The sequence below is a fragment of the Planococcus salinarum genome, from assembly GCF_007004625.1.
GTDB lineage: Bacteria > Bacillota > Bacilli > Bacillales_A > Planococcaceae > Planococcus > Planococcus salinarum.
Genome location: NZ_VIFV01000001.1, coordinates 138,399 through 161,091 on the forward strand (window position 1 = coordinate 138,399; position 22,693 = coordinate 161,091).

The 22,693-nt window shown below is 47.3% G+C and carries 17 protein-coding genes; 7 read left to right on the top strand and 10 right to left on the bottom strand.

Annotated features, from left to right (window positions below; translation table 11 throughout):
• Window positions 1-82: 82 nt before the first annotated feature.
• Entirely contained in the window at window positions 83-646 is a 564-nt protein-coding gene (locus tag DIJ65_RS01695) for an NADPH-dependent FMN reductase (RefSeq protein WP_071151741.1), read from the bottom strand.
• 161 nt (window positions 647-807) lie between these two features.
• Window positions 808-2,634 carry a cation:proton antiporter gene (locus tag DIJ65_RS01700; RefSeq protein WP_117299615.1) on the bottom strand — a complete coding sequence of 609 codons (1,827 nt, stop codon included), beginning with the start codon at window positions 2,632-2,634 and terminating at the stop codon, window positions 808-810.
• A gap of 159 nt (window positions 2,635-2,793) precedes the next feature.
• On the opposite strand from DIJ65_RS01700, the gene DIJ65_RS01705 reads away from it, so the two are divergent.
• Together DIJ65_RS01705 and DIJ65_RS01710 are read left to right on the top strand one after the other, a co-directional pair.
• Window positions 2,794-2,976 carry an SE1832 family protein gene (locus tag DIJ65_RS01705; protein ID WP_117299613.1) on the top strand — a complete coding sequence of 61 codons (183 nt, stop codon included), beginning with the start codon at window positions 2,794-2,796 and terminating at the stop codon, window positions 2,974-2,976.
• 264 nt (window positions 2,977-3,240) lie between these two features.
• Window positions 3,241-4,806, top strand: coding sequence for an ABC-F family ATP-binding cassette domain-containing protein (locus tag DIJ65_RS01710; protein WP_117299611.1), 1,566 nt, complete (start codon window positions 3,241-3,243; stop codon window positions 4,804-4,806).
• A gap of 102 nt (window positions 4,807-4,908) precedes the next feature.
• Here DIJ65_RS01710 and DIJ65_RS01715 read toward each other — a convergent pair whose 3' ends face one another.
• From DIJ65_RS01715 to DIJ65_RS01725, 3 genes are all read right to left on the bottom strand, one after another.
• Window positions 4,909-6,360 carry a phospholipase D-like domain-containing protein gene (locus tag DIJ65_RS01715; protein WP_230321269.1) on the bottom strand — a complete coding sequence of 484 codons (1,452 nt, stop codon included), beginning with the start codon at window positions 6,358-6,360 and terminating at the stop codon, window positions 4,909-4,911.
• Window positions 6,361-6,552: 192 nt separating this feature from the next.
• The gene (locus DIJ65_RS01720; protein WP_117299610.1) at window positions 6,553-7,089 is read right to left on the bottom strand and encodes an RNA polymerase sigma factor; all 537 of its coding nucleotides are present in this window, start codon (window positions 7,087-7,089) and stop codon (window positions 6,553-6,555) included.
• Window positions 7,090-7,657: 568 nt separating this feature from the next.
• Window positions 7,658-8,899 (bottom strand): CNNM domain-containing protein, encoded by a 1,242-nt coding sequence (locus DIJ65_RS01725; RefSeq protein ID WP_071151845.1) that lies wholly within the window; start codon window positions 8,897-8,899, stop codon window positions 7,658-7,660.
• A 151-nt stretch (window positions 8,900-9,050) separates the two neighbouring features.
• On the opposite strand from DIJ65_RS01725, the gene DIJ65_RS01730 reads away from it, so the two are divergent.
• The 4 genes from DIJ65_RS01730 to DIJ65_RS01745 all read left to right on the top strand — a co-directional run bounded on the left by DIJ65_RS01730 (window position 9,051) and on the right by DIJ65_RS01745 (window position 13,173).
• Window positions 9,051-10,433, top strand: coding sequence for a dipeptidase (locus tag DIJ65_RS01730; RefSeq protein WP_117299608.1), 1,383 nt, complete (start codon window positions 9,051-9,053; stop codon window positions 10,431-10,433).
• Window positions 10,434-10,549: 116 nt separating this feature from the next.
• Window positions 10,550-11,116 (top strand): glycerol-3-phosphate acyltransferase, encoded by a 567-nt coding sequence (locus DIJ65_RS01735; RefSeq protein ID WP_071151844.1) that lies wholly within the window; start codon window positions 10,550-10,552, stop codon window positions 11,114-11,116.
• Window positions 11,117-11,215: 99 nt separating this feature from the next.
• Complete coding sequence (locus DIJ65_RS01740) at window positions 11,216-12,070, top strand: DegV family protein (protein WP_117299607.1); 855 nt, start codon at window positions 11,216-11,218, stop codon at window positions 12,068-12,070.
• An 83-nt stretch (window positions 12,071-12,153) separates the two neighbouring features.
• Window positions 12,154-13,173 (top strand): DUF2804 domain-containing protein, encoded by a 1,020-nt coding sequence (locus tag DIJ65_RS01745; protein WP_071151843.1) that lies wholly within the window; start codon window positions 12,154-12,156, stop codon window positions 13,171-13,173.
• Between the two features lie 363 nt (window positions 13,174-13,536).
• Here the strand turns inward: DIJ65_RS01745 and DIJ65_RS01750 are convergent, their stop codons facing one another.
• From DIJ65_RS01750 to DIJ65_RS01770, 5 genes are all read right to left on the bottom strand, one after another.
• A complete protein-coding gene (locus DIJ65_RS01750) occupies window positions 13,537-14,265 on the bottom strand; it encodes a glycerophosphodiester phosphodiesterase (protein WP_084226058.1) in 729 nt (242 codons plus the stop codon).
• Window positions 14,266-14,275: 10 nt separating this feature from the next.
• Window positions 14,276-15,130: a tryptophan 2,3-dioxygenase gene (gene kynA, locus DIJ65_RS01755; protein WP_117299605.1), complete on the bottom strand. Its 855-nt coding sequence runs from the start codon at window positions 15,128-15,130 to the stop codon at window positions 14,276-14,278.
• A 190-nt stretch (window positions 15,131-15,320) separates the two neighbouring features.
• Window positions 15,321-16,166: a GNAT family N-acetyltransferase gene (locus tag DIJ65_RS01760; protein WP_071151842.1), complete on the bottom strand. Its 846-nt coding sequence runs from the start codon at window positions 16,164-16,166 to the stop codon at window positions 15,321-15,323.
• A 111-nt stretch (window positions 16,167-16,277) separates the two neighbouring features.
• Window positions 16,278-18,104 (bottom strand): ABC transporter ATP-binding protein, encoded by a 1,827-nt coding sequence (locus DIJ65_RS01765; RefSeq protein ID WP_117299604.1) that lies wholly within the window; start codon window positions 18,102-18,104, stop codon window positions 16,278-16,280.
• Window positions 18,097-19,824: an ABC transporter ATP-binding protein gene (locus tag DIJ65_RS01770; protein ID WP_071151840.1), complete on the bottom strand. Its 1,728-nt coding sequence runs from the start codon at window positions 19,822-19,824 to the stop codon at window positions 18,097-18,099. Before DIJ65_RS01770 ends, DIJ65_RS01765 begins: the two co-directional genes overlap by 8 nt.
• A 392-nt stretch (window positions 19,825-20,216) precedes the next feature.
• On the opposite strand from DIJ65_RS01770, the gene DIJ65_RS01775 reads away from it, so the two are divergent.
• Complete coding sequence (locus tag DIJ65_RS01775) at window positions 20,217-22,535, top strand: S-layer homology domain-containing protein (RefSeq protein WP_185959472.1); 2,319 nt, start codon at window positions 20,217-20,219, stop codon at window positions 22,533-22,535.
• Window positions 22,536-22,693 lie beyond the last annotated feature (158 nt).

Below are 22,693 nucleotides of genomic sequence, written 5' to 3' on the forward strand. Positions count from 1 at the left end.
TTCTTGAATTTTTCTCTTGCATTATGCTTTCTCCTTTACCCAAACAAAAAAACCTCCCGCGGGAGGTTTTTTCTCTTTCATCTTAATCTATATCCAATGCTTCCTTTGATAAATGCGTGCTCATTTCCGCGTATTGGACGAAAACGCGTGCCAGCTCGCGAAGGCGGTCGTGGACGTCTTCATTGATGATGTTGTTGTCGGCATCGAAATGGCTCGTGTGCGTGTAAACATAGTTTGGTGTCACGAGACTGCGGAAATAGTCGAGAATCGGTTTGAGCTGATTTTCGATGACCAGGTGGTGCTGATAGGTGCCGCCGTTTGCGACGATCGATACCGGTTTGTAGCGCATCGTATGCGGGTGCAGCAGGTCGAACGTATTTTTCAGGACGCCGGGAATGGAGCCCTGGAATATTGGTGATGCAATGATGTAACCGTCAGCCTCTTTAAAGCGGCGGGCAATTTCCTGCATGCTGTCGTTGTATTCACCGAGCGGGCGGCCGTCGACAAATTGATGGTCGTAATCAGCCAGGCTCAATATCTCCAATTCCATTTCAGGACGGAAATCCTGGATGTATGTCTTGACCTGCTCCAAAACGGCGCCGGTTTTCCTGCCCACAATGGTGCCGTCCACTAATAAGATCTTCATAAAACTGTTCCTCCTCGAGTCCGTGTATGCTGGGCAGCCAAGCTGCCTTTCAATGTTTTCTTATGCCGGGCCGGCAAAATCAATTCACCAGCCCCGCTTTCTTCCATCATAACAAACAGCGAATGCGGATACGTATCGAAATACCTTATGGAATCCGGATTTCATTCTTTAGGCTGAGACGGCAGATTTTTGGCGCGCTTGTTTTCCAGGCGTTCCTGTATGCGATCCGATTGCCGCGCGGGTGAGGTGAAGCTGACAATGATGTCACCCAGTTTTGGCTCAGGGAAGTTATCGCTTGTGAAGAATTCGATTTTCCCCTGCTCCCGCTGGATAAACAGAAGGATGGTGTCAGCACTCCATTTTTTCTTGTAATCCTGATAACTGTATTGGTCTGTTATCTGTGTTTTTCGGATAGTGTAGCCTTCTTCCGTCTTGCGGTCCAGTTCATGGATGTTGCATTCATTGCCGAACAGGGTGCGGCCCTTCAATGAAGAATGGAAATCCGCCGGGTCTCCCTGATGGATCGCAGTCTGGTAAAGATTTTCACGGCCGAGTTCCGGCACATAATTGTTTACGACAAGCGCGTTGTAGGAATCGATTTCCCCGGCCAGGATCATCGTTTCATAAGGCGTGAGATCCAGCTCATATTCCGTATGCTCGGAAAGGATTTCCCCGGTGAACGTTTTCAGTCCGGCGAGCCGGGCACGTTGCAGTCTCCCCCACGAAGGATCCATGATCAAGACGTTTTTATTGTGTTCGGAAAGGGCTTCGCCGAGTTTGATGACAAAACTGCCGACTCCCACAATAATGATTCCCGGATCATCACCGGTGGCAAGACCGAGCTTCCGGCCGAGCCAGCCAATCGTAAAGCCATGTGCGACCACTGTGGAAAAGACGAGCGCAAACGTCAATGCCGTCAACAGCTCGGCATCTTCAAATCCGGCATCAAGCAGGACGCCGGCAAAATATCCGGAGACGGTCAGCGCCACAATACCGCGTGGTGCAATCCAGCCGATCAGTGTTTTTTCCTGCAGCGAGAGATCGGTGCCGATTGTAGACAGCCAGATGGATAATGGCCTCACCACAAACAGGGTGGCCAGTACAAATGCGATGATGCGCCAATTGAAGATTTCAATCAGCACTTCCAGGCTCAGCGAAGCAGTGAGCATAACAAAGATGCTTGAAATCAGAAGCACCGAAATGTTCTCTTTGAAATGCCGCATATCGTTGATGGAAGCGATATGCATATTCGCCATGACCATCCCCATTGCGGTTACCGCAAGCAAGCCGGTTTCGTGCATGACAATATCCGACAGCACAAACGTCAGCAGCACAACGCCGAAAACCATCGGCGCTTTAAGAAATTCCGGCACCTGTCCATTTTCAAGCATCCAGCCAAGCAGCCAGCCGACGCCAGCGCCGAGCGCAACGGCAAACAAGGAAGCCAGGAAGAACAGGCCGAATGCGCCGGCCGTTTCATCACCGATCGCAAACAGCACGAACTGGAATGCGAACAGTGCCAGCAAAGCGCCAAACGGATCGACAATGATTCCCTCCCATTTCAGGATTGCCGCCGGACGGGCTTTCAGTTTCGCCTGCCGCAGCAATGGCAGGATGACAGTGGGACCGGTAACGATGAATAATCCCCCGATTACAAACGCTACTGCCCACGACAGGCCAGCTATGTAATGTGCCGCCAGCGATCCGGTGATCCAGGCGATGAATGCACCGATTGTGACGATACGCCAGACGGGTTTATTGAATCCCCGAATTTCCTTGAAATTCAAATTTAAACTTCCCTCAAACAGGATAATGGCAACAGCCAGTGAGATGAAAGGTTTGAACAATTCCCCAAAACTTTCTTCCGGATGGATGATTCCCAGAAACGGCCCGACAAGCAGCCCGGCAATGGACATCAGCACAATTGCAGGAAGGCGGAAACGCCAGGCCAGCCATTGCGAAACCACTCCCAGAAAGATGATTAACATTAGGTCAAATAATAAAGTATCGATCAGCGTTCGCCTCCTTGAGGTTCCTTTTTCAATATTATACGTGTTATATTCCCTTATTTAAAAGCGGTATGCCAAGCGAAATAATTTAAATTCCCGTCATTTGTGCTATAATGAAGGAAAAATGCGGGTGATTATGTGAACAGACAGGAAATTGAAAATGAGATTGCCGAATTGAAGATGGATTACGTCCGCCATCAGGGCGATATCGAGAAGTTGGAAACAACCGGACATGCCAAGATGGTTGAGAAAGCCGAACAGCGTCTCGAACGAATGGAATTGCAACTAGCGGAATTAAACCAAAAACTCGCGGCTCTGTAACCGCGGTTTTTTTTTGAGTGTTTTCCGGTTAACTATACAAGTTAAACCAGTCATCTATAGTAGCAGGTATTCCGCAAAACAGCACGCGAAAACCCGCTGCTCCTGTCCCGAAGCACAGATGCGACAACAAAAGTTTATTCTTTGGTTTGCCTTAATGACAGGATTGCCGCAGCCACAGAAACGGACAGCCAATTAAAGTATCGAACACTACACACGGTCACTAAAAGACCGGGCTTTACAGCTATAAATGGAGGAATAACTTACATGAGTTTATTGACAGTAGAAAATTTAAGCCATACATTCGGCGACCGGACATTGTTCAACAACGTGTCTTTCCGCTTGGTTGAAGGCGAACACGTCGGCCTTGTCGGCGCAAACGGTGTCGGCAAATCGACGATGATGAATATTTTGACAGGCAAACTGATCCACGATGAAGGCCGCGTGGAATGGCAGCCGAGAACGCATTACGGCTATTTGGATCAGCATACCCAATTGCAGCCGGGGCGGACAATCCGCGAAACGTTGCAGGATGCTTTTCTGAAGCTTTATAAGAAAGAGGAAGAGTTAAACGAAATCGCCATGAAGATGGGCGATGCTGATGCTGATCTTGAAGCGCTGATGGAAGAGATGGCTGCAGCGCAGGATGCGCTGGATGCCGGGGACTTTTATACACTTGACGGGAAGATTGAAGAGATTGCACGCGGCCTTGGCCTTGATGCCATCGGACTCGAGCGTCCGGTCGAAGCATTATCCGGCGGCCAGCGGACGAAATTGCTGCTTGCGAAGCTGCTTTTGGAAAAACCGACAGTGCTGCTGCTCGATGAGCCGACAAACTATCTGGATGAAGAGCATATCCAGTGGCTCGTCAATTACCTGAAAAATTATCCCTATGCGTTCCTTTTGATTTCGCATGATACAGAATTTATGAGTTCGGTGACAGATGTCATCTTCCACATGGAATTCTCGCGCCTGTCCCGCTATACCGCATCGTACGAGAAGTTCGTCGAGCTTGCGGAATTTGCCAAGAAACAGCATCTGGATGCTTATGAAAGACAAGAGGACATGATCAAGAAGACTGAAACATTCATTGCCAAAAACAAAGCACGGGCCTCAACAACCGGACGAGCGAAATCACGCCAGAAACAGCTTGACCGGATGGACCGCATCGACAAGCCGGAAGTTGCGGCAAAACCGCAATTCTCATTCAAGGAAACGCGCAGCCCAAGCCGCTATGTAGTGGAAGCTGAAGCGTTGTCGATCGGCTACGACAAGCCCCTGTTGCCGCCGTTGTCGTTTATGATTGAACGCGGTGAAAAGATTGCACTCGTCGGCATGAACGGTGTCGGTAAATCGACGTTGCTCAAAACGATGCTCGGCAAAATTAAAGCGCTCGACGGAGAAGTGATCCGCGGCGAATATTTGACGCCAAGTTATTTTGAACAGGAAGCCAAAGCGCCGAGCCATACACCACTTGATGAAATATGGGCGGCTTACCCAAGCATGGACCAGGGCCAGGTGCGTGGAGCATTGGCGCGTACCGGCTTGAAAAACGAGCACATTTCCCGATCAATGACCCAATTGTCCGGTGGTGAGCAGGCGAAAGTCCGCCTGTGCAAGCTAATGATGGAAGAAAGCAATTGGTTGATTTTCGATGAACCGACGAACCACTTGGATATCGACGCGAAGGCAGAATTGAAGCGCGCGATGCAGGCCTACAAAGGCACAATCGTACTCGTCAGCCACGAACCTGAATTCTACGAAGGCCTTGCCACGAAGGTATGGGACGTCGAAGAATGGATCACGTCCGGCCAGGAACCACAAATTAAATAAAACGCTAAAAGGTCTCTTCCCGAAACGGGGAAGAGACCTTTTTTTGCTTTGCAAAGAGAAAAGCCCAAAAAAGTTTGGGCCCTTCTCTCGCTGTCACTTTTCTTAATATGTCGTAAGTTTAAAGATTTTCTGGAAGCCATAGATACCGCGCTGCCAGAAGGTGAAGGTATCCTGATAAGCATCCACATCCAATGTATACAAGGCATCTTCGTTATTCCACAAGCGATCAAAATAGGCTTCCATGTCGTTAACAAGTTCACTGTCGTTCGGTGCAATGATCCGGATGTTGCTTTCCACATTGTAATTCATGAAAGCCCGCTGCGTGTAATTTGTGGATCCGCCGGACACATAGCTTTCTTCAGCCGTTTTAATCAGGATTGATTTTGTATGAAATTGGCCGACCACGGCATTATACCAGCGTACTTCGATTTTATCGTCAGTATCTTCAAGCATTTCATGGACAGCCGGCCGGTTAGGCAAGCCTGTTTTTTCGCTGCCAAAGGCATTTTCATTTGCATCAAGGACCATTCTGACTTCTACGCCCCGGTTGGCAGCTTCGGTCAGCGCATTGACGACCTCCCCTTCCGCTATATAGAACATTGCCAGATGGATGCTGTCACCTTTCACCGTTTTTTCGATGTCCGTCAGAATCGAATCAAGGACTTTCTTTTCTGTCACGTATTGAACCTGATAATCCCCCTGCTGTTCTTCAGCATCCGCACGTGGAAATTCCGGTCCTCCGGAAAATTGCGATACCGCCTCTTCCGACTCCAAAATGTCATTTATAACCGGACCGCTTACCTTAAAGGCCATATTGCCGTGGAGGCCGCTGGCGTTATGCGGGTTGGCGGAACTGATGATCGCCTCTTTTTCTGTAATGACCGCTTTGCGGTGATTCGCTTTGATATTCATCATTTTCAGATAAGAGGACAGGGTCAGGTCTGGCGCATCGCTCGCCATGGCATTTGGTACCCAACCTTTTCCGCCTGCATCAAACCACTGAAAAACCACCCGGTAGAGGCCGGAATACAGCGGCGTCGAATCGCGTAATTTGTCCAGATCCGTGATAATCACTTCAACTCCTGCATCCTCGAGGGTTCCCAGCAGCTGGCTTTCATACGAACCATAACCAACATTCAGCGGATCGGTTATGAAGTAAATCGGAAAATCGGGATTTCCCTCTTTTTTCGCCAATAGCTTCTCAGTCAACATTTCTGATACCGCCGGGAAGGCTATTTCCTGATCTGTGTAATTATCAAACAGGAACAGATCAATGACGATGAATTCTTCGGCTTCATCGATCATCCCGTAAATTTCATCAAATATACGCAATTCATGTTTCTGGTTTGTCCCTTTTTGATTCTGTGCAAAAGACAGGTCATAAAACATCTCCACATCTTCCACCCGGTGAAGATCTCCTTCGTATTCAAGGCCAGCAGGCAATGGTTTAAATGTATGCCAGACAATGACACTGATATACATCAATGCCAGAACACCGAAACTGCCCATAATAATCCTTTTGCGCCTGCTCCAGCCGCGCACTCTTTTTCTCATTCTGCTGTCCCCCTCATCTTTAATAATAGTACTTCAGATAAACAAAAATATCTTTAAGTTTTTATCAAAAGAAGTATCGGCTCCAAATAACAGTCACCGGTGACCCTGCCATTGTAAATCGGCATCAAAAAAAGGGGTACAGGATTGGTTCCCTGTACCCCTTTCAATTAATTCTTATAAAAGATCGTCCTTTTAAGCAGGCAATACGTATTCCCGGGTCTGAACGTCTTCAAGCAATAAATCCTTCAGCCTCTGCTTGCCACGGAAAAGACGTGACTTCACTGTACCGATCGACACTTTCATCGTCTCGGCAATTTCAATCAAAGACAGCTGGTGCACATAGAAATAGACGATCGTTGTCCGGTAAATCGAATCCAGTTGCGAAATTTTGTTCTGCAGCAATACGGATACGTCCTGCTGTTCCAGCAATTCCGGAGCGCCGGCGTTGTCAGATGGGATCAGGTCGAGAAGTGAAATATCCAGGCCTTCCGGCTGCTGCTGCACATGTTTGCTGCGCCGGACATTTTTGCGGTACCGGTCACGGAAAGTATTCATACAGATTGTCGTCAGCCAGGCCTTAACATGATCCACTTGCTGGATTGACGATTCATAACGCACCACTTTCAGCCAAACTTCCTGCATAAGATCTTCCGCCTCAACCTTATTGCGTGTCAGTTTCAGGCACAGATGATAAATGTAGCGGTTGTATTCTGTGTATAAACTTTCCATGAACAGTTCCTCCGTCCGTTTTTTTCTTCTTGCCCTTATTGTGCCGGAAAGGAACCTTTCACTCTATCGCTCCCGCTTTCATTTGCCTTACAGTTGTGTAATGAAGAAATTAGCTCAAGGTATTTCCTATATACCGCTTCGGCGCTTAGGACAAGGGCAAAGATTATGCTCCTGCGCACTGCTCGTCGCAAAGGTGCGCCATCTACGTTTGGCGACCTTGCCTCCCGCAATAAGCCGAGAAGATCACTCGTCTTATTGCTCCGGTCGGCATTCGCCTGCTCCATAGGCGCGCCGGCGCTGAGAGAATAGCTCCGATTGAGAAAGAAATTCAGATATGGAGCAAAACAGCGAAGACGCCATGGGGACCAAGCGAAGTGCTGAGATCCACTCGGGCGAAGTGAAACGAGCCCGAGTTAGCTCAGCGCGAGCCCCCAGGCAAGCGCAGCTGTTTTGCGGAATATCGGTTATTGAGGATTACTAATTTAACGTACAGAGAAACATTTAATGTCATTTATAGGCATCACGTCATGATATAAACTCAAACAAAAAACCCGCCCAAAGGCAGGTTTTACGCAAAGACTTCTTCATCTTTTTTTGTGATTGTCAATCGGACGATCCGGTTGCGGTCCATTTCGTTCACTTCAACATGCAGGTTTTCGTATGTGAACTGTTCGCCTTCGTCCGGCACATGGCCAAGCTGCTGCATAACGAATCCGGCGATGGTGTCGTGGTCGTTGGGTACTTCCACTTCGAACATCTCATTGACGTCTTCGATTTCCAGGCGGCCGTGGCATGATAATGTCGTATCGGTCATTACAAAGACCAATTCATCATCTTCTTCATCTGTCTCATCTTCAATATCCTGGCCAATCATTTCTTCGATAATGTCTTCGTGCGTTACAATCCCGAGCGTTCCGCCGTATTCGTCCAAAATGACTGCCATGTGTTTTTTCTTGGCCATCATCATCTTGAAGACTTTTTCGACGCTGACGGACTGAACAACGAACAGCGGATTGTCATCCATCAATTCCTGCAGTGTCAGATTCGGGTTCATTGACCATTCAATCAATTTTTTCGAATAAAACAGGCCGACTACATTGTCAAGGCTTTCTTCGTAAACTGGATATCGTGTATAAGAGGAATCCAATATCAGATCGCGGACTTCATCATAAGTTGCATCCAAAGGAATGCCAACAATATCTGTCCGATGGGCCGACATGACGTCTGAAACGTCTTTATTCGGAAAATCCAATACTCCTTTTATACGTTCCGATTCATCTTCTTCGAAGGTACCTTCAGTTGAAGCGATATCCACCATCGTCCTCAATTCTTCCTTGGTCATCGTAGCCTCTTTGACGTGGCCTTTCGATATTATGCGGATGAAAATATTGGTGAACTGCGCTAACAGCCAGGTAAGCGGCTTGAAAAGAACAACGAGCACTCTGATCACAGGCGCAACGATATAAGCGATTTTATCAGCAAACGTTGCAGCGATCGTTTTCGGCAGCACTTCACCGAATATAATCAATATGAGTGTCAAAATCGCCGTAGCAAGTCCGACTTCCCATCCTCTGTCAATGGCAATCATGGTCACCAGAGTAGGCAGCATGATATTAGAGATATTATTTCCGATTAATATGGTGGTGATCATTCGGTCCGGCTTCGCAATCAATTTTTGCAGGTTCTGTGCCTTCACATCCCCCTGCTCCGCGCGAAGATAGACCTTCATCCTATTAACCGCAGTCAATGCCGTTTCGCTTCCCGATAAGAAGAACGACATGATTAAAAATATTCCTAACGCTATAAACAAAGTTGTTTCCTCCAGTGTCTGAAACACAAAATTTTACGAGCTATTTCCGTATGGACAATTATATCATAGCGTTTTTCGATCTGTCGAAAACTACCTCTTCCTTATGGTATACTTTCCCCACTATAAGAAAATTATGAAAAGGGGTTTTAACATGAAGGAACATCAACTTGAACTCTATTTCCAGGATCACCGCAGTGAGCATTTGGAAGAACTGGAATTATTTCTGCGAATCCCGTCTGTCAGCTCATTATCCGAACATAAAGAAGATATGCAGAGAGCTGCCGAGTGGCTGGTAAAGGCTTTTGAGAAGGCAGGTCTGGAGAATGTCAAAATCGATGAAACCGGTGGACATCCACTCGTTTATGCTGATTGGCTCCATGCCGAAGGCAAACCGACCGTATTGGTTTATGGCCATTACGACGTACAACCGGTCGACCCGCTCCATCTCTGGGAATCGCCACCGTTCAAGCCCCAGGTCCGTGACAATAAAATATATGCGCGCGGAGCAAGCGATGATAAAGGCCAAACCTTCATGCATATCAAAGCGGCTGAAGCATTATTGCAGCTCGACGGGGAACTTCCCGTCAATATGAAGTTCATTATCGAAGGTGAAGAGGAGATCGGCAGTCCGAGCCTCCCGGCATATGTGGAAAAAAACAAAGATGCGCTTGCCTCAGACTTAATCGTCATTTCCGATACAGGTATGCAGGGGCCGGGCCGACCGGCAGTATGCTATGGCTTGCGAGGGCTTGCAGGAGTCCAGATTGATGTAAAAGGACCGAAAGGAGACCTCCATTCCGGTCTATACGGCGGTGCTGTACAGAATCCGTTGCATGCAATCGTTGAAATTCTGGAAACCTTCCGCGACAAAGAAGGGGTCATCCAGGTCGAAGGATTTTATGATGATGTTCTGCCGGTGTCCGACAAGGAACGCGCGGAATTCGCGGCACTCGAATTCAACCTGGAAAACGAAAAGAAAGAACTCGGCATCACGGAAGACTTTGGTGAAAAGGGTTATTCGTTCGTGGAACGTACATGGATCCGCCCGACACTCGAGATCAACGGCATTACTGGCGGATTTTCCGGAGAAGGCATCAAGACCGTCCTTCCGGCTGAAGCCAGCAGCAAAATCACATGCCGCCTCGTGCCGAATCAGGACCCGGATGACATCATTGCCAAATTGAAAGCACATGTCGAAGCGCATAAGCCACGGGGCGTTTCTGTTGAGATTACAGAATTCGATAAGGGCAAGCCTTTCCTGACGCCATTCGATCACCCTGCAATTCAGGCAGCCGGCCGTTCCTACGAGAAGATTTACGGTGTACCGACAGCCTTCACCCGCATGGGCGGATCGATTCCAATCGTTACAGAGTTCGTTGAAATCCTTGAACGCCCTGTCGTCCTGATGGGCTTCGGTCTGGCATCCGAAAACTTCCATGCACCGAACGAGCATTTCCATCTTGAAAACTTCGACAAAGGGTTGCTCGTCATCTGCGATTACCTGTTCGAAGCTTCTGCATTGAAAGAAATCTAACCCAAAAATCTTCCTGCTGCTGACAGCGGGAAGGTTTTTTCATTGGACAGTTTCCTTCCAGTCCGAAAACTGCTTTACTTATAATACACATAGAAGCACTTTTTGGAGGCAATGCAATGCTTATTTATTTTCTTTTTTCCTATCTGACCGGAACCCTGATGACCGCCTGGCTCGTTGGCAAATGGAAAGGTGTCGACCTGGCCAAGGAGCGCAGCGGCAATTTGGGGGCGCGCAATGCGGGGTCCGTTATCGGCAAACGCGCTTTTCTGCTCACTTTCCTTGGCGATGCCGGCAAGGGCGCCTTGGTGGTTTTCGCAGGATTTTACTTCAATTTCCCGTTATGGGCCATCGCAGTTTCCGGATTGCTGGCGGTAATCGGACAACTTTTTCCTTTTTGGCTGCGCGGAAAGGGTGGAAAAGGCGTTTCGGTTTTTGTCGGCATCACTTTCTTTCTGACACCTGAACTTTTTCTCGCCATGTTCGTCATGTTCATCGCTTTTTATCCACTATTTAAAAGCGCCACGCTTTCCATGTTGACTGCCTTTTCCGCCTTCATCACCATGGCAGCGGTGCTTCAGGTCCTGCCTGTGGTATGGCCACTGATTTTGGCTATTATTATTATTGTCTTCAGGCACCGTTTCGACATTGAAGAATCCTATGCAAGGCGTTTCGGCAAGCGGTGACGCAGGGGTGCAAATTTCGGCCGCCTACTCCTATCCGCATAAAACTATTCGTGTTATAGTTTTATTATTCAAAAAATTAAAAAGATAGGGTGTTGAATTATGAAAAAACCGATTGCATGGGTTATGGATACTACAGGCTATGTCACAGAAGAAATGAAAGCGCATCCAGACGTTTATATTGTTCCGCTTAATATCCATTTTGGTTCAGAAGAGTTTATCGATGGAGTGGACCTGACACAGGCGCAGCTCTATGAACGCATCAAAGCCGCTTCCGAATTTCCGAAGACATCCCAGCCTTCCGCCGGTAAATTCGCAGAGCTTTATGACAAGTTGAAGGAAGAATATGAATGTGCCATCGCCGTCCACGCATCGGCTAAATTGAGCGGCACCATCGCTTCTTCTACTGCAGGAGCCGAGATGTCGGAATTCAAGGTCTACGCTGTCGACTCCATGGCATTGTCATACGGCTTGTCCGGTCTTGTGGAACGCGGTCTGGAGCTCCAAAAAGAAGGGCTCGATGCCGAACAGATTGCACAAAAGCTCGAGAAGGAAACGGAGAATTTCCGCAACTACATTTTAATCGGCAATCTGACTCAATTGTACAAAGGGGGCCGCATGAGCGGAGCGCAATATTACATCGGCAGTCTGCTTCAGGTCAAGCCGATCGTCCAGATCACCCCTGAAGGCGAATTAAAGCCGATCGACAAAGTCCGTTCCCACAAAAAAGCGGTGAAGTATTTAATAGACCATGCCGTAAAAGACCACAAGGAATTCGGCGTGGATACCTTCCAGATTATGCACGGCAACACGCATGAAGAAGCCGAAATTTTGAAACGGGAAGTGTTAAAAGTCATACCGGAAGCCCAAATCATTATCGGTGACTTGAGTTCGTCCCTGGCCGTCCACGCCGGGGAAGGCACCCTTGCGTTGATGTGGAGAAAAGACCCTAAGTAATCCTCTGTTTCCGCGGTGTTCAAACAAGATATCCCCTGTTTCTTCTGCTACAATAGAAGCAGAATTACGGTGAGGTGGATGTTATGCAGCACGACGAACGTGAGATTTATAAAACTGTGGACCTATGTGATGCAAAGGGCCAGTTAAATCCCGAAGCCATTGGATTTGCGCGGAAGCCTCTTATCGTCAGCAACCTTAAAGGCAATTTCATGCGCAAAAAGAAGTGGAATTATTGGTGTGTTTTTGGAGAAGAAATCATGTTTTCCGCTACCATCAGCCATTTGGATTACGCCACAGTCTGCTTTGTTTATTTTCTGAATTATGAAAGCCAGAGATTCTTTGAAAAAACTGTAATAATGCCGTTCCCCAGAAAGAAAATTATGTCGAACGAATCTCTTGAGACCTGCAAATTCGATCACCCGGAAATGAAAATCGAATTTCTGTACAAGCAGCAGTCTACCCGAATTTCTGTGCAGATCGATGATTTCGACAGTGAACAGCTGAGCGCAAATCTTGAGATCAGCCATCCTGAAAATCACGAATCGCTGAATGTCGTCATTCCCTGGAACCGCCAGACCTTTCAATTTACCGGCAAGCACCTGTGCCTGCCGGCTGCCGGCACTGTCAGGATTGGCACACAGCAATACAGCTTCGATCCTGTGGAAAGTTTTGCTGTTCTTGATACAGGCAGAGGTGTCTGGCCGCGGGAATCTTCCTGGAATTGGGCAATGGCTTCCCAACGCTCGCTTGGCAACACAATCGGTTTGAATTTCGGCGGCAAATGGACGGATGGCACGGGCATGACTGAAAATGCGTTTTTCGTCAACGGCAAAATGAACAAAATTCATGAAGACATACTATTTCTTTATGATAATGAGGATTACACTAAGCCCTGGCTTATTTCCACCAAATTCTCCGATGATGTGAAATTGGAATTCACCCCTTTTTTCGAACGGATTTCCAAAAGCGACATCAAGTTGGTAAAATCAGAAGTTCATCAGCTATTCGGCTATTATAATGGATACGTACGCTACGAGGATGGGAAAAAGTTAAGAATCTCCCAACTGCTCGGTTCAATTGAAGATCATTATGCAAAATGGTAAAAGAGACGCCGGCATATCGCCGGCGTCTCAAGCTTGTTAAAAAAGAAACATTAAAACCAATATTCCGCAAAACAGCTTCGCTTGCCTGGGGGCTTGCGCTGAGCTAACTCGGTCTCGTTTCACTTCGCCCGAGTGGATCTCAGCACTTCGCTTGGTCCCCTGGGCGTCTTCGCTGTTTTGCTCCATATCTCATATTGCTTTCTCTAAAAGCATATACTTTCAAACCAATTTCAAGAAACAAGCATTCCGATTTTACATTGAACACGAGTGAAGCGTCCGTCTAAAACGAAATGATTTGAGAAGTGGACAGTTTCTCGACAGCCTAGAGACGCCGGCATATCGCCGGCGTCTCTTTTACCTGTTTTATTGATTTACCGGACTTTCCAGCTCGGACAGCATTTTTTCAGGAAAATCTGTGAAGATGCCATGGATGCCGATGTGCTGCAATTGTTGCGCATACTCAATTTTATTGACTGTGTAGACATAAACGATGGCCCCTCTGCGCAATGCATCCGTAGCCATCCGGCGGAATGCGCCCGGCAGAGACATGTGAATGCGATTTGTACCGACCACTCTTGCGTAGTCATAGACATCGACATAGATGTCCAGCGTAAGGATCGCGGATTCCACCGTTTTTTTTTGGCAGACTGCCTGGATATCTTCGTGGTTGAAGGAAGATATGAGAATCCGGTCAGCAAATCCACGCTTCTCAGCTTTTTCCAACACTTTATTCACCAGGCCCACATACGGGAAAACATCCGTTTTCAATTCGATGTTCAAGCGGTGGTTTGTATCCTGGAACACGTCGAAAACTTCATCCAGCGTTGGGATCTTCTCGCCCGCCCATTCCTCGGAAAACCATGAACCCGCATCCAGCTTCCGCACTTCATTTAAGGTCATATCTCTAATGTAGCCTTTTCCATCTGTCGTGCGATTGACTTTTTCATCGTGAATCACCACGATTTCCCCGTCAATTGTCAAGTGAACATCAATTTCGACGCCTGTAATAGGCAACTCCGCAGCGGCTTTGAATGCCGCCAACGTATTCTCTGGATGCGTTCCTGAACATCCCCTGTGTGCGTAAATTCTCATATGACCCCTCCTAAATCTCAGTCCGTATCTCCCATAGTTCCGGGAAGAAATATTGATCAAGCACTTTTTTCAAATAATGGACCCCTGATGAGCCGCCTGTCCCCTGCTTGAACCCGATGATACGTTCCACCGTCTTCATATGCCGGAAGCGCCATTGCTGGAGCCAGTCTTCTATATCGACCAGCTTTTCAGCCATTTGATACAATTCCCAATGCGTTTCCACATCACGGTAAACTGCTATCCACGCTTCTTTGACACTGTCATTCGGTTCGTAAACCGTCGTAATATCCCGTTCAAGAACTTCTTTATCTATGGCAAAGCCGCTGCGTGCCAGTTTTTGAATAGCGGCATCGTATAGTCCGGGTGCATTGAATGCTGCTGTCAATTCCTCGAGAAGAGCCGGATCTTTTTCATAGATTTTCAGCACATGCTTGGTTTTATACCCCAACGCGAATTCGATCATCCGATATTGGTAGGATTGAAAGCCGCTGGCATTGCCCAAATCGTCCCGGAATTCCATATACTCTGCCGGCGTCATCGTTGCCAGCACGTCCCAGCCATTTATGATTTGCGATTGAATTTTGGAAACACGCGCCATTTGTTTGAATGCCGGCTGCAGATCGTCCGCTTCGATGCTGCGGATCGCTGCACGCAGTTCATGAAGAATCAGCTTCATCCAGAGTTCGGACACCTGATGGATCACGATGAAAAGTGTTTCGTCGTGATGGCCGCTGACGCCGTCCTGGGCAGTCAGCAATTGATCCAGATGCAAATATTCTCCGTAGGTCATGCTTTCCTTAAAGTCGGTTCTGATATTTTTTTCGGATGCGGCTGCAATATTTTGGCCGTTATTGTATTTATCCATCGGAATGGCTCCTTTGAGCTCTGCTTTGTCTATTCTCAACTGTTGGGTAAACTGGGCTGAATTTTATTCCTCTTTTATTGATTAACCTTAACCTTTAGAAATCCAGCAGATGTTACTCATGTGGATGAGCCTCATATATCGATACGGAATGTGGCCCCTCTTGCTTTGGATGGTTTTTTCAAACAGCGTTTTACTCCACCTTTTTCCAGTAGGCAATAGTATGGACAGCAGTAAAGCCCGCCTTCCTGTAGACTGCTGCTGCATCATTGTCAGTTTCCACTTCAAGGACAACCCGCTTTTTTCCTTGCTGCGCCGCGTAATGCCGGCACCATAACAAAAAAGCCCTGCCGTAGCCTTTCCCCTGTTCAGCCGGGTTTACCGCAAAAGCGGTGATCCAGAGATCGCTGTCACCTTCTTCGATCAGCGTAGCGCTTGCCACCACTTCCGATTCCCGCTTCATCAGGAAAACAGCTCTCGCGCTGTTTTCTAAATTATAGTGGACAACAGGAATGACGTCATTGCCGAAAGCTGCAGCCATTAGCGTTTCAAGCGCATGCAATTCTCCGTCATATGGGCTGACAGCCGTCGATTCCGGCAGCGTAAATCCTGACAGCGGTTCTGCTGCAAGTTCGATTTCCTTGAAATCCGGCTGATAGCCCAGAGTTTCCATAAAAGCTTTAGCACCCTCCTCTTCAAAAAAAGCTGCGAGTGCCTCCGCCGCCTGCCGCTGCTCCAGGCCGTAAGCCACTCCGCCCGCCAAAGCTGAGCCGATGGTCAACCGGCGAAAATCCGGATGGACAAACGCAGACCATTCATAGGAATCCAATCCAATCGGATCCATAGCTGCTGCAAAACCGAGCAAGTCGTTTTCTTCCGTATAGGCGAGTACGGCAAAACCTTTGGCATCGGCTTGCGGCCAACTGGATTCATATAAAGGTTTGCGGTAATCTTGTTCACTGTGCTCCAAGAGTTCGTTCATATCCATTATCGTTTCAGAATCCAGTGGAAACGAAGCAATCGAAAGGGAAATTTCCATCTTTGCACCACCTGTCCTTTTCTATTTATCGTATCATATCCGCAAAGAGAGTAGTCTTCCTTATATAATAAAAAATCCCGGAGGCTGAGTACTCATCCCCCGGGATTTCTGCTATAGTTTTGCATCCGCCAGCATCGTCGCATACAAGCCGCCTTTGTCCAGCAGCTCATACTGCGTTCCAGCTTCCACCAGTTCCCCCAGCTCCATGACGAAAACCAGATCTGCCTGGCGCACCGTATTCAACCTGTGCGCAATGACGAAACTCGTCCGGCCGGCCATCAGCCGCTCGAGCGCTTCCTGGATTTTCAATTCGGTCACGGTATCAATGCTGCTGGTCGCTTCATCGAGCAGCAGGATGACCGGATCCGCAATGAGCGCGCGGGCAATCGACAGCAACTGCTTCTGTCCCTGTGAAATCATGGAGCCGTCGCCTTCCAGCACCGTATCATAGCCATTCGGCAGCTTGAGGATGAAGTCGTGGGCATTGGCTCCTTTCGCAGCTTCAATCACTTCTTCTTGCGTTGCATCCAGTTTTCCGTAACGGATATTATCATAAACGGAGGTTTCAAACAGGAAAGGATCCTGTAATACAAAAGCAATCTGCTTGCGCAGCGTTTCTCGCGGCATCGATGAAATCGGAGTCCCGTCTATCCGGATTTCACCTTCATTGGCGTCATAGAACCTGGCCAGCAGTTGCATGATCGTCGTTTTGCCGGCACCTGTAGCACCAACAAGTGCAGCTGTCTGTCCAATGCCGACGGAGAAACTGACGTCGCGAATGGTCCAGTCTTCTTCAGCGTCTTCGTATTTAAAAGATACATTGTCGAATTGGACTTCACCCGAAAATTCCTTATCGGCATTTTTCACCAGATCATCTTTTTCTTCCGCTTTGTCCAGAATAGCGAACACCCGCTCTGCCCCGGCAATCGCCGAAAGGACGGTGTTGAACTGGTTCGCCAAATCGTTCAGCGGCCGGGTGAACTGGCGGGAGTATTCCGTGAATATCACAATAACCCCGATTGATATCGATCCATTCAATGCCAGGATACCGCCGACTCCGGCAACAATGGCAAAACTTCCATTGTTTAAAAAGTTCATCACTTTTGGTATAAAGCCTGCATAGGTCCACGCCCAGAAACCGGCGCGCCGCAGCCGTTCGCTCTTTACGATAAATTCGTCCATGACCCGCGGTTCCTGGGAAAATGCCTTGACGATTTTTTGGCCGGAAATGGTTTCTTCGATCATTCCGTTCAAATCACCGACCGCACGCTGCTGTTCTTTGTACAAACGCCCAGTCCTTTTCGTTATCCATTGCACAGATACATACATCAGCGGAATAATGATAAACGTCAGCAGGGTCAACAACGGGCTGAGGAGGAACATGACCACAGCGGTTCCCGTGAGCGTGAGGATGCTCGAGAATACCTGGATGAACGACGTATTCAGGGTTGTCGAAACATTTTCGACGTCATTCGTCATGCGGCTCATCAATTCGCCGTGCTGGCGTTTGTCGAAGAATGATACCGGGAGTTTTTGAAAATGCTCGAACAGCCCTGTGCGCATCCGGAAAATAACCTGCTGGGCGATTCCCACCATCCAATAGTTCTGCAGATACAGCGAAATTGAATGTCCGAGATAAATAAGCACCAGCCAAAAAATGATGATGCCCATCCCCCCGAATTGCTCCGGAATAATGTGTTGGTCAATCAGCACTCTCCCGACCAGATAAGGTCCGAGAAGAGCCAAGGCAGAACTGACAAATACAAGAGCCAGCACCACAATCAACAGAAACCGTTGTTCATCAACCAGTTTCCAGATCCGGTGCAATGTGGATTTCCAATTTTGAGCCCGTTCCGTTTTCTTGTCAGGTTTTTTTTTCAAATCTTCCTTCCGAATCAGTGGTTCATACCCGAATGGGCGACGGATGGCATCAAACATATTCATCCACCTCCTCTTCCTGTTGCGACAGGGCAATCTTTCGATACAGTTCCGAGCGCTCAAGCAGCTCTGCATGAGTGCCGTATGCCGAAATTTCCCCTTCTTCCAGAAGGAGAATGTGATCGGCCCGCATCGCCGTTCGGATTTTCTGGGTGACGACGAGCATTGTGGCTTCCTCGCGCTCCAATTCCTGCCACAGAGCCGCTTCAGTTTTTACATCAAGCGCACTGGTGCTGTCATCCAATATTAAAATGGAAGGTTTCCGGACAAGTGCACGGGCAATGGAAAGACGTTGTTTTTGCCCTCCCGACAAGTTGACGCCTTTTTGGCCGACGCGCGTGAAATAGCCTTTCGGGAATCGTTCCACCGTTTCATGGATCTGCGCTTTCACAGCAGCGCCTGAAAGCTCTTCCTGCTGCGCCTGTTCTTTGCCCCAGGATAGATTATCCGAAATCGAACCAGTAAACAGCAGCGATTGCTGCGGCACCAAACCGATCGTTTTTCTTAATGCACTCAGCGACCATTCCCTCACATCTCTGCCGTGAATCATCACTTTGCCTCCACTGACATCATAGAATCTTGGAATTAACTGCAGCAACGAAGATTTGCCGGATCCCGTTGCCCCCATAATGGCCAATTTTTCATTGGGCTTGATGTGAAACGACAGGTTTTTTAATACGGGAACAGATGTCCCGGGATAAGTGAATGATACATTGTCGAACACGATGTCCCCGCGGCGCAGAATCCCTGCTTCTCCTGCCGGTTCTTTTTCACGGACATCTTCTGCCAACAAAATTTCCTCTATGCGTTCAGACGATGCTTTTGACCGTGCAAAAGCCATGATAATGAAAGAAAACATCGAGAATGCGCCAGTCATCCGCATGGCATAGTTGACGATGGCGACCAATTCACCGATTTGTGCATCACCGCTCCGGATTTCAAAAGCACCGAACCACAAAACTGCCAACAGCGACAAGTTCATGCCGAAAAGCAGAATCGGCAGGATGATTTCCATGATCCGAAACGCTTTGACTGTGTCATTCTTGAGTGAGCCTGCCACTTCCGAAAAGCGGTTGGCTTCATACTTTCCGCGCAAATAAGCTTTGATCAACCTGACTGCCTGCAGATTTTCCTGCACCATCCGGTTGACGCGATCAAGGCGCTGCTGCACAAAACTGAAATAGATGACTCCTTTTTTCACCATTATATAGAGGAAAGCCAAAAGAACAGGGAACACGATCACCAAATAAATTGCGAGTTTGGGATTGACCACAAACGCCATGATCATGCTTCCGATAACCAATAACGGAGCGCGCAGCATGATGCGCAAACTCATGAATAAAATCTGCTGGACGAGCGTAACGTCACTTGTCAGTCTTGTAATCAGGCCCGAAGCCGGGAATTTATTGAACATAGCCAGCGAAAACGATTGGATTCGTCCATATACCGCCTTCCGCAGATCAAACGAGAAACTCTGTGAAACGTGGGCTGCAAAATAGGAGTTGGCGACACCTGAAGCAAAAGCCACGAGCGAGAGGCCCATCAGCAGGAGGCCGAGCTGGATGATCGTATCTCTGTCGCCCGCCACAATCCCATCATCGATGATGCCCGCTATCACCAGCGGCTGCACTAATTCCACAAACAATTCCAGCAGCATGAGAACCAATGCGATAACTATATAAAATGTATAGGGTTTGGTGTAGGAAAATACTGTTTTCAAAAGAATTGCCTCCTGAACATTTCGAAACTCGAACCTTTTATGTTGACTATTATTACACAATATTTTGATAACGGGTAGTCATTTTACCTGCTGTATTTGAAAGAAGGCAAAAATTTCAGCAGAAACTCTATAATTTCAGTCTCCCAGTAAAAGAAACATCTTATTTAAACAATCTAAGGTTAAGTAAATGTTAAAAAAGTTCAAGATAAAAATATATATCACAATATTCAATTTATTCAGATAAAATGCTTTTGTTTGGTATTTCTTGTGTTAATATGATTAATAAGTTTTGTTTCCATTTCTTTTCCTGTGATGATTTTTTCAGAATTAATTCTTTGTACCCGCTTTTCATTTAAGCGGCAGCAGAAATACACACTATTAGGAGGATGAGTATGAAGAAGTTTTTAACAGTCTCACTTGCAACCTTATTGGCAGTATCCAGCCTATCGTCCGTTTCATTAGCGGCACCGAATGTGGGTCCTGGAGAAGTAACAAATGTCACGCCGGCAGATTTTGCCGAAAATGTTGACCGCAATGCTGTTCTGGAGGCAGTTATTAAGGATCCAAACGGTTTGGCATTAAAAAATGTCGACTTTATGAAAGGTTTTAAATATGACTTTGGAAGCGATAACGGCATCACCGGCTTCCAGGGCTCATCCGCTATAGACCCTTTATCTGCTGGAGTTGACGCAGGAACGGCATTTGATGATACAAATGAACAAGCGGCTGCTTACCCCGACAATAAATATGCTGTCACCGATGGCAACAATACTTTCCCTTTCCACCGATTCGAAGTTGATGTGGCCAATCATCTCGCTGCAGGCAATGAAATTGAGTTGCACTGGCAAGGAAACACGTTGGCGAGCGGAAAGCTTATTCTCTCAGCTTGGGATTACAATGCCGAAAAATGGGTTGTATTAGAGGAGAAAGCAGCTAACACCGACGGCAACGTCACATTTTCAAAAGTGTTGACTGACCCTAAATTCTTCCAAACAGGTAAAGTCCAGGCTATGGTGCACGATGCTGCACCTGCAAATGCACCCACTCCCGGAGCCAGTGATGAGAAGTTCACTTTAGCCTGGTTCACGGATACACAATTCTACGCTCAGGACCAGCCAGAAGTCTGGGATTCGATGACTGACTATATGATCGATGAATATAATAATGGAAATATAGAATATGTTATCAACACGGGTGATCTGGTCAATCTTTCTACGGAACTGGACCAGTGGGCTGTCGTTGACGAAAACCTTACACGCATGGATGAAGCCGGTATTCCTTATGGTGTTCTTGCAGGAAATCGGGACATAATCATACAGGAAACCGGGATAAGAGATTTCACAAATTATTACACATATGCCGGTGCACACCGTTTTGAAGGCAAGTCCTGGTATGGTGGAAACATGGACAATAATAGAAATCATTTTGACTTGATGTCCTTCGGGGGACATGAATTCATCATTGTCTACCTCAGCCATGGAACCGCAGATGATGATGATACCGTTCAATGGGCGAATGATGTGCTGAAAGAGCATTCTGAGAAAAACGCTATTCTCGCGTTACATGAATACGTAGATCCCGGTAATTATGGAAGCGGAGTCGGTGAGATTATCTTTGACCGTATTGTGGTACCGAGCGAAAACGTCAAAATGGTTCTCAGCGGCCACTTTACTGGAGCTGTAGAAAACAGAAAATATATTGAGGACTCAGACGGTTCCACGCGTACGGTTGTTGAATTGCTTGCCAACTACCAGGGCAGAAAAGATGCGGAAGGCTACATGCGCTTGATGACTTTCGATCCCGAAACAAATATATTGGATTTCGACACCTACTCACCATACTACGATGATTATAATTACTATTATGACAACAACGAGGATTTCGATACAGTTTATGAACTTGAACCAACTGCACCTGTTGAAGTTCCTTCAGTTCGCCAGGTTTCAACTGATTATGTAGCAGTTAATGTATATACGGATGAGACGATTGGATCTGTCAGCAATCTGGCTTCCGGAACCAAAGCTTCCGTCGAATGGAATGAACTGGAGGCTTTGACTCAATATTTCTGGTACATGACCATTACCAATGCAGCTGATGAAAAGAAAACTTCAGAAATTTACCGATTCACGACAAATGATGCTGCCTCTCCTGCTCCCGAGGAGCCAGTGGAACCTACCTTCCCTGATATTGCAGGTACACCGTATGCCTGGGCATTGGAATATATTGAAGCGATGGCTGCACGGGGAATCATCGCCGGCCATGAAGACGGCACATTTAAGCCTGGGAACAGCATCGACAGACAGCATGTGGCTTTGATGTTCACTCGTGCGATGGATCTGAACAAAGTCGTGGCACCTACCCCATTCGTAGATGTACCACAAACCATGAGATATTATGATGAAATCATGGAGGCCCAACAGGCTGGAATTTTCGTAGGCTACCAGAACAAATTCCGTCCTTACGGAAAAATGACTCGAGCTGAAATGGCCAAAGTGCTGGTAGTCGCATTTGATATCGATGTGGCTGGCGATCATCCATTTACCGATGTCCCTGAAGACCACTGGGCTGCAAAATATATTGGACCGCTTTACGCTGCCGGCATTACTGAGGGCGTAAGCAAAACCGAATTTAATCTGGAAACAGATGTAACCAGAGCAGAATTTGCCACTTTCATGTACCGCGCCCTGGAGTATAAAGAAAACAATCAATAACAGCATGTTTCCGCTAAAACAGCAGTTGACCGGATTTCCCGGTACAGCTGCTGTTTTTTTTGGAATCGACTGTTTTTAAAGGCAATAATTGCATTTATCACCTAAAATAAAACATGAATGTTTTGAAAAGGATGACGATAATCCATTTCTCCCCTATA

Excerpts from the sequence above, each read along its gene's own strand:
- DIJ65_RS01720 (WP_117299610.1), bottom strand. The coding sequence starts at position 7,089 with ATGGAAAGTTTATACACAGAATACAACCGCTACATTTATCATCTGTGC.
- DIJ65_RS01765 (WP_117299604.1), bottom strand. The coding sequence starts at position 18,104 with ATGTTTGATGCCATCCGTCGCCCATTCGGGTATGAACCACTGATTCGG.
- DIJ65_RS01700 (WP_117299615.1), bottom strand. The coding sequence starts at position 2,634 with ATGTTAATCATCTTTCTGGGAGTGGTTTCGCAATGGCTGGCCTGGCGT.
- DIJ65_RS01760 (WP_071151842.1), bottom strand. The coding sequence starts at position 16,166 with ATGGAAATTTCCCTTTCGATTGCTTCGTTTCCACTGGATTCTGAAACG.
- DIJ65_RS01735 (WP_071151844.1), top strand. The coding sequence starts at position 10,550 with ATGCTTATTTATTTTCTTTTTTCCTATCTGACCGGAACCCTGATGACC.
- DIJ65_RS01775 (WP_185959472.1), top strand. The coding sequence starts at position 20,217 with ATGAAGAAGTTTTTAACAGTCTCACTTGCAACCTTATTGGCAGTATCC.
- kynA (WP_117299605.1), bottom strand. The coding sequence starts at position 15,130 with ATGGATAAATACAATAACGGCCAAAATATTGCAGCCGCATCCGAAAAA.
- DIJ65_RS01750 (WP_084226058.1), bottom strand. The coding sequence starts at position 14,265 with ATGAGAATTTACGCACACAGGGGATGTTCAGGAACGCATCCAGAGAAT.
- DIJ65_RS01695 (WP_071151741.1), bottom strand. The coding sequence starts at position 646 with ATGAAGATCTTATTAGTGGACGGCACCATTGTGGGCAGGAAAACCGGC.
- DIJ65_RS01715 (WP_230321269.1), bottom strand. The coding sequence starts at position 6,360 with ATGAGAAAAAGAGTGCGCGGCTGGAGCAGGCGCAAAAGGATTATTATG.
- DIJ65_RS01730 (WP_117299608.1), top strand. The coding sequence starts at position 9,051 with ATGAAGGAACATCAACTTGAACTCTATTTCCAGGATCACCGCAGTGAG.
- DIJ65_RS01740 (WP_117299607.1), top strand. The coding sequence starts at position 11,216 with ATGAAAAAACCGATTGCATGGGTTATGGATACTACAGGCTATGTCACA.
- DIJ65_RS01710 (WP_117299611.1), top strand. The coding sequence starts at position 3,241 with ATGAGTTTATTGACAGTAGAAAATTTAAGCCATACATTCGGCGACCGG.
- DIJ65_RS01745 (WP_071151843.1), top strand. The coding sequence starts at position 12,154 with ATGCAGCACGACGAACGTGAGATTTATAAAACTGTGGACCTATGTGAT.